The organism is Amycolatopsis sp. SB7-3, from assembly GCF_041021335.1.
In the GTDB taxonomy this organism is placed as follows: domain Bacteria; phylum Actinomycetota; class Actinomycetes; order Mycobacteriales; family Pseudonocardiaceae; genus Amycolatopsis; species Amycolatopsis japonica.
The window spans coordinates 868,122-881,080 of the sequence record NZ_JBFPJQ010000002.1 but is presented as its reverse complement, the minus strand read 5'-3'; the positions used below and the strand labels follow the sequence as shown (position 1 = coordinate 881,080).

Here is a 12,959-nt window from a genome sequence, read left to right as displayed (position 1 = left end):
GGGGCGGGCGCGACGACGAGTGTCGGTGCGGGTGGATAGGCTTCGGGCGGCCACCCGACCCTGCTGCTTTAGGTGCACCTGAAGAACCGATGCTCAACATTTTCGCGCGCGCCTCCGTTTCCCGCGTCACCGACCCGATGGGGAAGGTGCTCGTGCGCGCCGGTCTGACCCCCAACGCGATGACCGTCATCGGCACGGCCGGGGCGGTGCTGTGCGCGCTCGGGTTCTTTCCCAACGACATGCTGCTGTGGGGCACCTTCACGGTCTGGGGCTTCGCGATGCTGGACCTGCTCGACGGCGCGATGGCCCGCGCCCGCGGGTACGGCACGGCGTTCGGCGCCGTCCTCGACGCGACCTGCGACAGGCTGGTCGACGGCGCGTTGTTCGCGGCGATCGCCTGGTGGTGCTTCGTCCACGACGACAACCGCCCGGCCGCGGCCGCCGCGCTGATCTGCCTGGTGCTCGCGCAGGTCATCTCGTACGTCAAGGCCCGCGCCGAGGCCTCCGGGCTGGAGGCGGACGGCGGCCTCGTCGAACGCGCGGAACGCCTGATCATCGCCCTCGTGGGAACCGGATTGCACGGTCTGGGCGTTCCGTACACCGTGGACATCACGCTCTGGCTCCTCGCGGTGCTTTCGGTGATCACCCTCCTGCAGCGGACGGCCGCGGTGGCCAAGGCGGCGAGGGCCGCCAAGGCGGCGGGGCCACCCGCCGCGGAGGGCGGGGCATGAGCGGGTTCTCCCAGCGGCTCAGTGACTTCGGCTACGCGACGGGCTGGCGGCTCGCGCGCTGGCTGCCGGAGTCGATGGGCTCGGTGACCTTCGGCCTGGGCGCCGATCTGGCCGTCCGGCGGGACGGCGGCGGGGTGCGCCAGCTTCGGCGCAATCTCGCGAGGGTCGTGCCGCAGGCGGACGGCGTCGAACTCGACGAACTGACCCGCCGCGCGATGCGGTCGTACGCCCGCTACTGGCACGAGATGTTCCGGCTGCCCTCGATGGACCACAAGGAGGTCAGCCGCAAGGTCGCCCAGTCGATCACCGGCGTGGAGAACCTCGACGCCGCTCTCGCCGAGGGCAACGGCGCGGTGATGGCGCTGCCGCACAGCGGGAACTGGGACGCCGCCGGCGTCTGGCTCGCCGACTATCTCGGTGGTTTCACCACGGTCGCGGAGCGGCTGAAACCCGAGTCGCTGTACCAGCGGTTCGTGTCCTACCGGGAATCGCTCGGTTTCGAGATCGTCCCGCTGAGCGGCGACAGCTCCGCGATGCGCGTACTGCTCAAGCGGCTGCGCGAGAACAAGGCGATCTGCCTGGTGGGGGATCGGGACCTGACGAACTCCGGCGTGCCGGTCAAGTTCTTCGGCGAGCAGACCCGCATGCCGGGCGGGCCGGCCAGGCTCGCCGCCACCACCGGCGCCGCGCTGATCCCGGCCGGCTGCTGGTTCACCGAGGACGGCTGGCAGATCCGCCTCCACCCGCGGATCCGGGTTACGAACCGCTCCGAGGTCCCGGCGGCCACCCAGGCGCTGGCGGACATCTTCGCCGGGGACATCGCCGCGCATCCGGCCGACTGGCACATGATGCAGAAGTTCTGGATCTCCGATTTCGAAGCCGGGGAACAGGCCGAACTCGGCGAAGCGAGCTGAGCGGATGGCTCAGTCGCGGGTCATGAAGATCGGGATCGTCTGCCCCTATTCGTTCGACGTGCCGGGCGGCGTGCAGGGACACGTCATCGATCTCGCGAAGGCGCTGCTGGCGCGCGGGCATCAGGTCTCGGTGCTCGCACCGGCGGACGAGGACTCCGACGTCCCGGATTTCGTGGTCCCCGCCGGGAAAGCGCTCGGCATCCCGTACAACGGCTCGGTCGCGCGGCTGCAGTTCGGCCCGGTGTCCTACGCCCGCGTACGGCGATGGATCCGCGACGGTGATTTCGACGTCCTGCACCTGCACGAGCCCGCCGCGCCGAGTCTTTCGTTGCTGGCGCTGAAGGTCGCGGACGGTCCGATCGTGGCGACCTTCCACACCGCGACGACGCGTTCGCGCACACTGGCGGCGTTCCAGCCGGTGCTGCGCCCGCTGCTGGAGAAGATCACCGCGCGGATCGCGGTTTCGGCGCTGGCCCGCCGGGTCCAGGTCGAGCACGCCGGGGGTGACGCGGTCGAGGTGCCCAACGGCGTCGACGTCGACTTCTTCTCGCGCGCGCTCCCGCTGGACGGCTACCCGCGAGCAGGCGGCACGGTCGGTTTCGTCGGGCGGTACACCGAGCCCCGCAAGGGGATGGGGGTGCTGCTGGAGGCGTTGCGGATGCTGTTGCCGGAGTTCGAGGAGCTGCGGCTGCTGGTCGTCGGCCGCGGCGACGCGGATCAGCTCCGGCGCGAGGCCGGTCCGGAGCTGGCGCCGCATATCGATCTGCTCGGCCAGGTCGACGACGCGACGAAGGCGCGGGCGCTGCGCAGTGTCGACGTCTACTGCGCGCCGAACACGGGCGGCGAGAGTTTCGGGATGATCCTCACCGAGGCGATGGCGGCGGGAACGCCCGTCCTGGCGAGCGGCCTCGACTCGTTCCGCCGGGTCCTCGACGACGGCAAGGCCGGGATGCTGACCGAGACCGGCGACGCGGCGGCGCTGGCCGACGGGCTACGTGAGCTGCTCGGAGACCCGGCCCGACGGGCATCGCTGGCGGCGGCCGCGGGGGAGCGCGTCGCGATGTTCGACTGGTCCGTGGTCACGACGCAGGTCCTGCGGGTGTACGAGACGGCGATCGCCGCCGACCCCCGGCGGGTCGGCGCGGGCGAACGCGAGTTCAGCCGGTGACGACCTGGGTGTGGATCGGCGGACTGGTGGCCGCGATCGTGGTACTGGGCGGGTTGTTCCTGCTCGCGACGGCGAACCGGCTCGACCGGCTGCACGTCCGCACGGACGCGGGCTGGGCGGCCCTCGACGCCGCCCTCGCGCGCCGCGCCGTCGTCGCTAGGGCGGCCGCCGCGATCCTCGGTGATGAGGAGCTGCGCACGCTGGGCGAGCGCGCCGAGCGCGCGCCGAGACCGGATCGCGAAGCCGAGGAAAGCGAACTGACGCTGCGGCTGGCGCGCGTCGATCGCGCGGCCTTGCCGTCGACGCTGGCCGAAGAGCTGACCGACGCCGAGCACCGCGTCGTCATCGCGCGCCGCGTGCACAACGACGCCGTCCGGGACACTTTGCACCTGAGGCGGCGCCGGAAGGTCCGGTACTTCGGCCTCGCCGGGACCGCCCGGCTTCCGGAATACTTCGAGATCGCCGAGCCAGAACTTTAGGAGGATGGACCGATGAGCGATCGGCTGCTGGTGGCGGTGTTCGCGACGCCGGTCGCGTCGTTCCTCCTGCGCTATGGCAAGGATCTCGGCTACAGGGCCGTCTTGTTCGAGCCGGACGGCGCACGCGTCACGGACGTCGAGCCCGGACTGGAGGCCGTCACGACGCTGCCGGAACTCGGCGCGGACGCCGACGTCGTCGTCACCGATCACGACCGGCCCGAGCTCGGCGACGTGCTCAAGGCCGTGCTGGACCGCCCGGCGCGGTGGGTCGGGGTGCTCGGCAATCCGCGCCACGCGGGCCCGCACGTCGCCGCGCTCAAGGCTTTGGACGTTCCGGACCACGAGATCGCGCGCGTCCACCGCCCGGTCGGGCTGAACATCGGCTCACGCACGCCGCCCGAGATCGCCGTCGCCACCCTGGCCGGTCTGGTGGCGGACCGGAACGGCCGTCCGGGCGGCTTCGAGTTCAAGTAGGCCCGCGTTTAGTCCTCTGAATGCGATCCTTGCGCACGCAAGCATCGCATTCAGAGGACTAAACGCGGTGTCAGTAGGCCACCGCCCCTTCCGGCATCGGCTCGAACCGGGCATGCCTGCGGGTGAACGTCGCGGTGCCCGACGTCAGGGAACGTAGGTCGATCGCGTAGCGCAGCAATTCCACGGCCGGCACCTCGGCGCGGATGATCGTGCGGCCGCCTTCACCCGATTCAGTGCCGAGTACGCGGCCGCGCCGGGACGAGAGATCGCCCAGCACGGTGCCCAGGTGCTCGTCCGGAAGCCGTACGGCCACCTCTTCGAGTGGTTCGAGCAGCGCGATCTTGCCCGCCGCGGCGGCCTCCTTCAACGCCAGCGCGCCCGCCGTCTGGAACGCGGCGTCCGACGAGTCGACGCTGTGCGCCTTGCCGTCGACCAGGGTCACCCGGATGTCGATCAGCGGATGACCATCGACGAGTCCTCGCTGGGCTTGTGCCCGGACTCCCTTCTCCACGCTCGGGATGAACTGGTGCGGCACCGAACCGCCGACGACCTTGTCCACGAACTCGAAGCCCGACCCCCTCGGCAGCGGCTGGACCTCGATATCGCAGACGGCGAACTGGCCGTGCCCGCCGGATTGCTTGACGTGCCGTCCGTGCCCGCGAGCCGGCCCGGCGAACGTCGAGCGCAGGCTGATGCGGACGGGTTCGGTGCCCACGTCGGCGCCTCCCGCGCGCAGCCGCGACAGCACGACGTCGGCGTGCGCCTCGCCCATGCACCACAGCACGAGTTGGTTGGTCTCGGCGTTGCGGTCCAGCCGGAGCGTGGGGTCGCCCGCGACCAGCCGCGACAGATTGCGCGCCAGCGTGTCCTCGTCGCTGCGGGTCTTCGCGACGACGGCGACCGGCAGCAACGGCTCCGGCATCGCCCACGGCTTCATGATCAGCGGGTCTTCCGGTGAGGAAACGGTGTCGCCGGTTTCCGCCGAGCCGACCTTGGTGAGCGCGCAGAGGTCGCCCGCGACGCAATACGGGACTTCGCGCAGGTTCGCCCCGAGCGGGGAGTACAGATGCGCGACCCGCTCGTCGGCGTCGTGATCCTCGTGGCCGCGTTCGGCGAGGCCGTGGCCCGAGACGTGCACCGGCCGTTCCGGGCGAAGTGTCCCGGAGAACACCCGCACCAGCGAGACCCTGCCGACGTAGGAGTCGACGGCGGTCCGGACCACCTCGGCCGCCAGCGGGCCGTCGGGGTCGGCGCGGAGCCCGGCGTGCGGCTCCCCGGTGGGCGAGGTGACCTCCGGCGGGACGTGCTCCAACGGCGACGGGAAGGCGCGCACGATCCCGTCGAGGACTTCGGCCAGCCCGACCCCGGTCGTCGCGCACACCGGGATCACCGGATGGAAGGAACCACGCGCGACGGCGGTTTCGAGGTCGGCGATCAGCGTGTCCTCGGGGATCTCCTCGCCGGAGAGGTACCGGTCCATCAGGGACTCGTCTTCGCTCTCGGCGATGACCCCTTCGATAAGCTCGTTGCGGGCCTCGGTCATCCGGCTGAGTTCGGCCTCGTCCGGCTCGCCGATTTCGGGCGGGAAGCCCTGGGAGTAGTCGAAATAGCGGCGCGTGATGAGCCCGACGAGCCCGTCGCGCGCGGGCAGGTACAGCGGCAGGACGCCGGCGCCGAAGGCCTCCTGGCAGGCCGCGATCTCGCCTTCGGGGTCGGCGCGGTGATGGTCCAGCCGGGAGACGACCACCGCCCTCGGCATCCCGACCGCGGCGCACTCCTCCCAGACCGCGACCGTGGCCGCGTCGACGCCTTCCGCCGCGCAGACCACGAACAACGCCGCGTCGGCGGCGCGGAGTCCGGCCCGCAGCTCACCGACGAAATCGGCGTACCCGGGGGTGTCGATGAGGTTGATCTTGTGGTCTTGGTGCAACACCGGCGCGACCGAAAGGCCGACCGACCGTTGCTGCCGGACCGCGGCGGGATCGTGATCGCACACCGTGGTCCCTTCCACCACCGAGCCTGCCCGCGTCACCGTGCCGGACGCGGCGAGCAAGGCCTCGGCGAGTGTCGTCTTGCCCGATCCCGAGGGGCCGACCAGGACGACGTTGCGGACCTTCGCCGGGTCGTCCACAGCGACGGCGGCCCCGGAGTCTCCGTTCTTGCTCTGTTTGTCGGCCATGCCGATCTCCTCACCACACGATGCCGCGTACAGGTGTGTCCTCGATCACACACCCGCGACGGGCGTCGCGGCAAGGCGACCGGCGAGGGACCGCCCGAATGTCGACGCGCCGTTATGCTCGATGGCGGACACCCGGAGGCGGATCCGACGGTGGGGATGAGCGATGGAGCTCGACAGACGCACGGTGTTACGGCTGGCAGGGGCGGTCCCGATGATGGCGGCGGTGCCCGCCGCGATCCCCGAGGGCGGTGGTCCATGGGAACGGCTGCGGGCCCGGTTGGCGGGGGAGCTGTTCCGGCCGGGCGACCCCGGCTACGACGAAAAGCGGCTCGGGTTCTTCAGCCTCTACGACCATCGGCTGCCCGCCGGTGTCGTGGTCTGCGCGAACGAGGACGACGTCCGCCGGTGCGTCGATTTCGCTGCCAGGCAGCGGATTCCGATCGCGGCCCGGTCGGGCGGGCACAGTTACGCCGGTTATTCCATAGTGGACGAAGGGCTCGTCGTCGATCTGTCCCGGCTGAACGCGATCCGGATCCTGCCCGGTGGCCGGGCGGAGATCGGGGCGGGCGCGCAGCTCGGCCGGGTCTACGAGGCCCTGGCGGCGGCGGGCCGCGCGCTGCCCGCCGGCAGCTGCCCTCAGGTCGGCATCGCCGGGCTGACCCTCGGCGGCGGGATCGGGGTTCTGGCCCGAAAGTATGGCCTGACCTGCGACAACGTCGAGTCGGTGCGGTTCGTCGGCGCGGACGGGAAGGCTTGCCTGGTGTCGGAGGAGACGGCGCCGGACCTGCTGTGGGCGTTGCGCGGCGGTGGTGGCGGCAACTTCGGCATCGTCACGTCTTTCACCTTCCGCACGGCGGCGGCCAGGACGCTGACGAACTTCAACCTGGTCTTCCCGCCCGCCGCGCTGGCGGCTCTCGTGGCGGCCTGGCAGGAGTGGCAGTCCGCGATGCCGGACGAGTTGTGGTCGGGGATGGGCCTCGGCGCCGCGGCCGCGAACTGTGGTGGGTGTTTCGTGGGCTTCGCCGCGCAGGTGAACCCGTTGCTGGACGATCTGGTCCGCCGCGTCGGCGTCCAGCCGCTCCGACGCGAAGTGACCGAACAAGGCCACTTGGCCACGATGCGCACCTTCGCGCAGGAATCCGCCTTCCCCGCCGCGGTCGCGCAGCGCGGCGAGTACGTGGCCACTTCGCGGATGCTGACCCACCCGGTGCCCGATCCGGACGCGCTGGCGGCGTTGCTGGCGAGCGATCCACAGCTGTACTCGATCGTGGACGGGTACGGCGGCGCGATCGCGCGGGTGCCAGCGAGCGAGTCGTGCTTCCCGCACCGGTCCGCGCTGGGCAGTGTCCAGGTCATCCGTGGGCTGGAAGGCGGCGAGGCGTACGCGCGCCAGGTGATCGGCGGGGTCCGGGACGAACTCGGCCGGGAGTACGGGCAGGCGGGGTACATCAACTACATCGACCCGGAGATGCCTGAGTGGGCGAAGGCGTACTACGGCGAAAGCCTGCCGCGACTGCGCCGAGTCGCGCTGAAGTACGACCCGGACGGCCTGTTCGCCTTCGAACAGGGCCTGGCCCGCTGACGCGTTTCGTCCTCTGGATGCGGTGGTTCGCTGTCGAACTACCGCATCCAGAGGACGAAACGCGGGGGAGAGATGCGGGCCAGATCACCCAGTGGACTGCTGAAATCGCCGCGAACTGGCCTGCTTCAGAGGTCCAAAAGCGGCCTACCCTCGGAGGCGTCACCCTCACTCGTGCGCTTTCCGAAAGGTCCAGCAGTGTCTGACGACTCCACGAACACGGCCACCACCTCGCTCACCGGCACCGCCCGGGTCAAGCGCGGGATGGCGGAGATGCTCAAGGGCGGTGTGATCATGGACGTGGTCACCGCCGAGCAGGCGAAGATCGCCGAGGACGCCGGCGCCGTCGCGGTGATGGCGCTCGAGCGGGTCCCCGCGGACATCCGCGCGCAGGGCGGCGTCGCCCGGATGAGCGACCCGGACCTGATCGACGGCATCATCGAGGCCGTCTCGATCCCTGTCATGGCGAAGGCCCGCATCGGCCACTTCGTCGAGGCTCAGCTGCTCCAGTCGCTCGGCGTCGACTACATCGACGAGTCCGAAGTGCTGACCCCGGCCGACTACGAAAACCACATCGACAAGTGGGCCTTCACCGTGCCCTTCGTCTGTGGTGCCACCAACCTCGGCGAGGCGCTGCGCCGGATCAACGAGGGTGCGGCGATGATCCGGTCCAAGGGCGAGGCCGGCACTGGCGACGTCTCGAACGCGACCACGCACATGCGCAAGATCCGCGCGGAACTGCGCCGCCTCTCCTCGCTGCCCGAGGACGAGCTTTACGTTGCGGCGAAAGAACTCCAGGCGCCGTACGAGCTCGTCAAGGAGGTCGCCGCGAAGGGCAAGCTCCCCGTCGTGCTGTTCACCGCGGGCGGTATCGCGACCCCGGCCGACGCCGCGATGATGATGCAGCTCGGTGCCGAAGGCGTGTTCGTCGGCTCCGGCATCTTCAAGTCCGGCAACCCGGCGCAGCGTGCCGAGGCGATCGTCAAGGCCACCACGTTCTACGACGACCCGGACGTCATCGCGAAGGTTTCGCGCGGCCTCGGTGAAGCGATGGTCGGGATCAACGTCGACGACGTGCCCGAGCCGCACCGGCTGGCCGAGCGCGGCTGGTAGACAACTTGATCGGCTCACCTTTCGTTGGGCATCGGCGCCACCGTGAGCGATGGTGCCCCGCGCCCATGCGGGAGGCTGGTCAATTCGCGTCGTGTCAGTCGTAGACCATGGCATCCCGGCGCAGACATGTCTGCGCCGGGATCCTCAAGATCGGTGACATGCAGGTGCGTGACATCTCTGACAGGGAAGTCCTACCGGGTGGTCGCCATACGTATCACGCCATCCGGATGCGCACATCACCCCGCATATGCTCAGCTCAGCGTTTGAGAGCTCCCACGTAGTGCGGAGCGTCTCGGCCCTCGCGTCATTGAGATCGCCGCGCTCGATCCTGGACACCAGGCATTGCCCGACCGGACGCGCTGGGTCAGCTGTTCCACGCCCTGTGCGCCCCGGCCAGGAGGTCGTCTATGTTGGCGAGCTTGCTGACAATCATCATGCAGAGTTCGCCAGCTGCATGGGGGCGAGAGGATACTGCATCCCAGACAGTGGTGGAGGCCCCAGTGAGGAACTGGCCGCCGGGGGCGGCTCGGCTCGGCTGAGCGTCGCGGGCCTCACATCGATCGGGTAGGCCATTGCGACCACGGCAACGCCAGACGAGGCGCGCCATCGCCAGTCACCAGGGTGCTAGGCCCGTCTGCCAGTCGTCGATGACGGGACCATCGACCTCCGCATGCGCCGAGTCGTCGTCATCCCGCCTGAACGAGACCGAGAAGCGCCCATGGGCGGCAGTGTCGCCCTGAAGAAGGTTGGTACCGGAATCGTTCTGGCTGTGAACCAGGACACCCGCGGACATGTCGGCCTCGAACGTTCCTTGGATCGTGAAGTCGTCGGGGTGCTCGAACGAGAAGCTGCTGACCTCGATCAGTAATCGCCCCTCCGGGTCTCCTATATCCGGGTAGAAGTGGCCCTCCTTGCGGAGATCGGCGGCGATGTCCTCCTGGAGGCGCTCGATGATCCCTCTCTGCAGCGCTGTGGTCGCGTCGATCAGCGTGCCGTCGAAGTCCATGCCGTACACGTCTTCGAGAATCACTCGTGTCCGTCGTCCTGCCTCGTTCAAGACGACCTGAACACGAGGCGGGCTGTGCTCGTCCGGGTTCTGGATCTCATGCATAGTCGAGTACTGAGTGAGTAGTTCGGGCGCGTTGATGCTGAGTGTGTGCGCAACAGAAGGCCAAGTTTCGTTCAGCGCTTTCTTGGAATTTATGTCGGAAAAATCGGCGGTCGACATTGTGATCAGAGCTCTTGACACCTTGTTTGAGGAGTTGAATGACCGAACGTACTGCTCGACGCTGTGGCGCCGACGACTCGCGTTGGTCAGGGCGATGCTGACTGCTAACACCCCCGTCAAGATAAGTGAGCTCTTCTTGTTGTTGCATTGTCTGCATATGGGGGCGAGATTGCTGGCGGCGTGCAAGTCGAAGGTACCGTGATCATCAGGGCGCCCATGTTCGATTAGTAGCCGTTTCTGCTCGGCTTCTGTGATTGTGTGCGGGATGATGTGGTCAATCTCGGCGTGCATGAAATCCAGCGGGGTGAGGCACGAATAGCATCGGCGACCCCAGGTCTCAAGAAGTGCGAGACGTAGTATCGCGTTCCCGTTGGTGTCGCTTTTTCGATATCTGATGTCGTTGCTCATGCGCCAAAGCCTACCGTTTGGACGAGTCGTAAAACTGTACGACGGGTTGGTGTATCGGAAACTCAGAAAAATTTCTGAGAACCGCCCGTCTCTGAGGTGTCTGGACGGGGAGCTGGAACGGTGCTGGACTCCGCTACGCGGCTCACCGCACGTTCCGCAGATCCGGCTTCGGGGAGTCAGTTCGGCATCTCCCAGTGCGCTCCCACGTCATCTCATCTGGATCGGTAAACCTGATCGTGATGACCAGCCGTGCCGGGACGCTCGTGACCTACTGCCGATCCTCGATGTGAAGGTGCTGGCCCGAACCGCGTAACGACGTGCACCGATGCAGCGACCCTGGGGGGCATGCAAACCATTTCGCGCCGCCACGTAGGCACGGGAGGCACGTTGAGCCACGCCAGATCGTCCCGCTCGGCATTCGCGGTACTGGCCGTTGTCGCCTCAAGCCTGCTGGCTGGGTGCGGCAGCGACCCTGCGCCGACGACGGATTCGGGCTCGCAGAATTCCGTCGCGAGCCCGCCGGTGAACGAATCGCCGACGCTTGCCAGCCCGGCGCCTGCTGCAGACGGTGTGCCACCAGGGATCGTCGTGGCGAGCTGCGACGCGGCGACCGCGAACGGCAGTACCTTGACAGTGACCAGCTTTCAACCCGATGGTCGGGAGAAAGGCACGCCGAGTACTTTCCGGCTCGATATCCTCGGCGCTCCTGGACCGCAGCCGAGAGTCAGCTGCTCGAGCATCGCGTCGTCTCCCGATATCTTCCCGCGGAACGGAGTTCGCCACCGCGACGCCTTCGACCGGAAGTTCACTCGTATTCTGGCAGTCAGCCAGGACGCGAGTACCCAGAACAGCGTGTTCGGCTGGCTGGGCATGACAGGCGAGTTCCAGCCGCTGTCACCTAAAAGGACAGAAGAGGATCTCGTGTTCAAGAATGACGAGAATCCCATGTATCACGATGCGTCGGAACGCATCTTCTTCTGGCAGGTAGTCAAGGACAAGTACACGATGAAATCCTGCCGCCCGGACGGCAGTGACCTACGAGACGAAGGCGAGTTGGCTAAAAAATATGACTTCGAAGGCCTCTCCACCGTTGGCATGGGTGGGCATGGCACCTCCCAGGTGCACATGCCGAATACGACGGCCCCGGTGATCACCGAACGCCGAGTGATCAACAAAGCAGGAACGCTCAGCGCGAATATCACCACAACTCCAGGAATAAGGGTGGCGTCACCGGTCGAGTTGGGCAAGTCCGACAGCTCGACCACTGGATCTTTGCCGTTTACCGGTGACATTCCTACCGGCTCGATAACACCACCCACCATCCCTGTCGCGTTCGTCACGGACGAGGCGCTCATGGTTCTGCAGGGGAAGCAGCTCTACCGAGTCGACATCTCGGACCGCAAGGTCGCGAAGACAACCCTAATGTTCGAAAACGACAAGCTCGAGATCGCCGACGTCACGACCTCCCCCGACAGCGGCACCATCGCGTTTCTTGGCCATCGGGATCGCCAGGTCGCGCTCTATACCGTGCCGTCGACGGGTGGCAATCCAACCAAGGTGAAGACCTTCGACCACGCTGCGGCCATCCTGGACTACTCCGGATCGGCGATCCCGTGAACGACCGCGGAGGGGCAACGAATGCCGGTCCTGGCTGCCCTGCCTTCCATTTGGCTCGGTATCGTGCTGGAGATCTCGTCCCTGGAGCCTCCGCTCAAGTGCCGCGGCCCGGCGTGACGGTGCAGCTCGGTCTCGGTCCAGCCGGACGTTGACGCACCGCTCGGAGTAGGCGGAACTGGTCATATTGGAGCGATCGCAGCTCGGTGCAGGAAATTTGCCACAATTGTTCAGGGAGCCAGGACCAACCTCGACCAGCGGGCGGCGCACCGGCGAAGCACATGGGGCGTGCTCGTGAGGTGTATCGGTCGAGGGCGTGTGCAGTCTGGTGGCGGCTCGTGGGACTGTCGCTGGCCCCAGCCATATTCGGAGCCCGTGTAGCGATCGTCCGTCGCCGTTTTGCTTTTCCTGGGCACCAGCCCGCCTAGAGGAAACCAATCAGGTGCACCTCGCGGTGAGAGAAGAACGGAGCAAGATGACAAGCGATCCCGCCGCTGAGATCGAGAGAGACGACTATCTCTTCGCCCAGGTTCGCGAGTCGTTCGGCCGAGTGGTCTACAGCCAGAAGACCCATGAGAAGCAGTCGGATTTGTGTTTCCGGAAGCATAGGCGTCAGCAGGCGGCTTTGGTCGCCTTCACTGCGATCAGCACGGGGACCTTCCTGGCGTCGTTGCTCGGAAACTTCGTGAGTCCCCAGATCGCTGGTCTGGCGACGTCCTTCATTGCGATCGTCGTCACGGTGCTTAGCCTCGGTGCGAAGAACTTCAAGTTCGGTGAGGAGTCCGAGGCGCACCGCGACGTCGCGTCGCGGCTCTGGGACGTCCGCGAGTCTTATCTGTCTTTGATCTCTGACCTGATGTCGGGTGCAACCTCGGACGACGAAGCCCGTGCTCGTAGGGCCGCGCTACAGGAGGCTGCGCGCGCCGCATACTCGGCGGCTCCCAGGACTTCGAATAAGGCCTTCAAAAAAGCGAGCGAAGGGCTCAAGCGCAATGAGGAGATGACGTTTACGTCGCGCGAGATCGACCTCTTCTTGCCGGAAGCACTTCGACTCAAAGAAAGTGAGGCGTGA

Annotated in this window: 11 protein-coding genes; 9 read left to right on the top strand and 2 right to left on the bottom strand. The window is 67.4% G+C overall.

Features of this window, described 5'->3' with window-relative positions; all coding sequences use genetic code 11:
- Positions 1 to 89: 89 nt before the first annotated feature.
- Genes pgsA through AB8M46_RS22265 form a run of 5 tightly spaced genes read left to right on the top strand, consistent with a single transcriptional unit; the run spans position 90 to position 3,766 of the window.
- On the top strand, positions 90 to 731 hold the full coding sequence (gene pgsA / locus AB8M46_RS22285) for a phosphatidylinositol phosphate synthase (protein ID WP_016334780.1): 642 nt from the start codon (positions 90 to 92) through the stop codon (positions 729 to 731).
- Positions 728 to 1,645, top strand: a complete 918-nt coding sequence (locus AB8M46_RS22280; protein WP_394361406.1) for a phosphatidylinositol mannoside acyltransferase — start codon at positions 728 to 730, stop codon at positions 1,643 to 1,645. The genes pgsA and AB8M46_RS22280 overlap by 4 nt, the downstream gene beginning before the upstream one ends.
- A 22-nt stretch (positions 1,646 to 1,667) precedes the next feature.
- Positions 1,668 to 2,813, top strand: coding sequence for a glycosyltransferase family 4 protein (locus tag AB8M46_RS22275; RefSeq protein ID WP_394361742.1), 1,146 nt, complete (start codon positions 1,668 to 1,670; stop codon positions 2,811 to 2,813).
- Complete coding sequence (locus tag AB8M46_RS22270; RefSeq protein ID WP_125735904.1) at positions 2,810 to 3,292, top strand: NUDIX hydrolase; 483 nt, start codon at positions 2,810 to 2,812, stop codon at positions 3,290 to 3,292. Before AB8M46_RS22275 ends, AB8M46_RS22270 begins: the two co-directional genes overlap by 4 nt.
- 12 nt (positions 3,293 to 3,304) lie before the next feature.
- Positions 3,305 to 3,766: an XdhC family protein gene (locus AB8M46_RS22265; protein WP_394361405.1), complete on the top strand. Its 462-nt coding sequence runs from the start codon at positions 3,305 to 3,307 to the stop codon at positions 3,764 to 3,766.
- Between the two features lie 70 nt (positions 3,767 to 3,836).
- On the opposite strand, the gene AB8M46_RS22260 is transcribed toward AB8M46_RS22265, so the two are convergent.
- A complete protein-coding gene (locus AB8M46_RS22260; protein ID WP_037338979.1) occupies positions 3,837 to 5,945 on the bottom strand; it encodes an elongation factor G-like protein EF-G2 in 2,109 nt (702 codons plus the stop codon).
- 163 nt (positions 5,946 to 6,108) lie between these two features.
- On the opposite strand from AB8M46_RS22260, the gene AB8M46_RS22255 reads away from it, so the two are divergent.
- Both AB8M46_RS22255 and pdxS read left to right on the top strand, forming a co-directional pair.
- Complete coding sequence (locus AB8M46_RS22255; protein WP_394361404.1) at positions 6,109 to 7,527, top strand: FAD-binding oxidoreductase; 1,419 nt, start codon at positions 6,109 to 6,111, stop codon at positions 7,525 to 7,527.
- A 195-nt stretch (positions 7,528 to 7,722) separates the two neighbouring features.
- Positions 7,723 to 8,637, top strand: coding sequence for a pyridoxal 5'-phosphate synthase lyase subunit PdxS (pdxS, locus tag AB8M46_RS22250; protein ID WP_394361403.1), 915 nt, complete (start codon positions 7,723 to 7,725; stop codon positions 8,635 to 8,637).
- Between the two features lie 613 nt (positions 8,638 to 9,250).
- Here the strand turns inward: pdxS and AB8M46_RS22245 are convergent.
- Entirely contained in the window at positions 9,251 to 10,273 is a 1,023-nt protein-coding gene (locus AB8M46_RS22245; RefSeq protein ID WP_394361402.1) for an HNH endonuclease, read from the bottom strand.
- 345 nt (positions 10,274 to 10,618) lie between these two features.
- Between AB8M46_RS22245 and AB8M46_RS22240 the strand changes: the two genes are divergently transcribed.
- Positions 10,619 to 11,890, top strand: coding sequence for a hypothetical protein (locus AB8M46_RS22240; protein ID WP_394361401.1), 1,272 nt, complete (start codon positions 10,619 to 10,621; stop codon positions 11,888 to 11,890).
- A 472-nt stretch (positions 11,891 to 12,362) separates the two neighbouring features.
- Positions 12,363 to 12,959, top strand: a complete 597-nt coding sequence (locus AB8M46_RS22235; RefSeq protein ID WP_394361400.1) for an SLATT domain-containing protein — start codon at positions 12,363 to 12,365, stop codon at positions 12,957 to 12,959.

Coding starts and splice junctions, on each gene's coding strand:
- pgsA (WP_016334780.1), top strand. CDS start 90: ATGCTCAACATTTTCGCGCGCGCCTCCGTTTCCCGCGTCACCGACCCG.
- AB8M46_RS22280 (WP_394361406.1), top strand. CDS start 728: ATGAGCGGGTTCTCCCAGCGGCTCAGTGACTTCGGCTACGCGACGGGC.
- AB8M46_RS22275 (WP_394361742.1), top strand. CDS start 1,668: ATGAAGATCGGGATCGTCTGCCCCTATTCGTTCGACGTGCCGGGCGGC.
- AB8M46_RS22265 (WP_394361405.1), top strand. CDS start 3,305: ATGAGCGATCGGCTGCTGGTGGCGGTGTTCGCGACGCCGGTCGCGTCG.
- AB8M46_RS22260 (WP_037338979.1), bottom strand. CDS start 5,945: ATGGCCGACAAACAGAGCAAGAACGGAGACTCCGGGGCCGCCGTCGCT.
- AB8M46_RS22255 (WP_394361404.1), top strand. CDS start 6,109: ATGGAGCTCGACAGACGCACGGTGTTACGGCTGGCAGGGGCGGTCCCG.
- AB8M46_RS22245 (WP_394361402.1), bottom strand. CDS start 10,273: ATGAGCAACGACATCAGATATCGAAAAAGCGACACCAACGGGAACGCG.
- AB8M46_RS22240 (WP_394361401.1), top strand. CDS start 10,619: ATGCAAACCATTTCGCGCCGCCACGTAGGCACGGGAGGCACGTTGAGC.
- AB8M46_RS22235 (WP_394361400.1), top strand. CDS start 12,363: ATGACAAGCGATCCCGCCGCTGAGATCGAGAGAGACGACTATCTCTTC.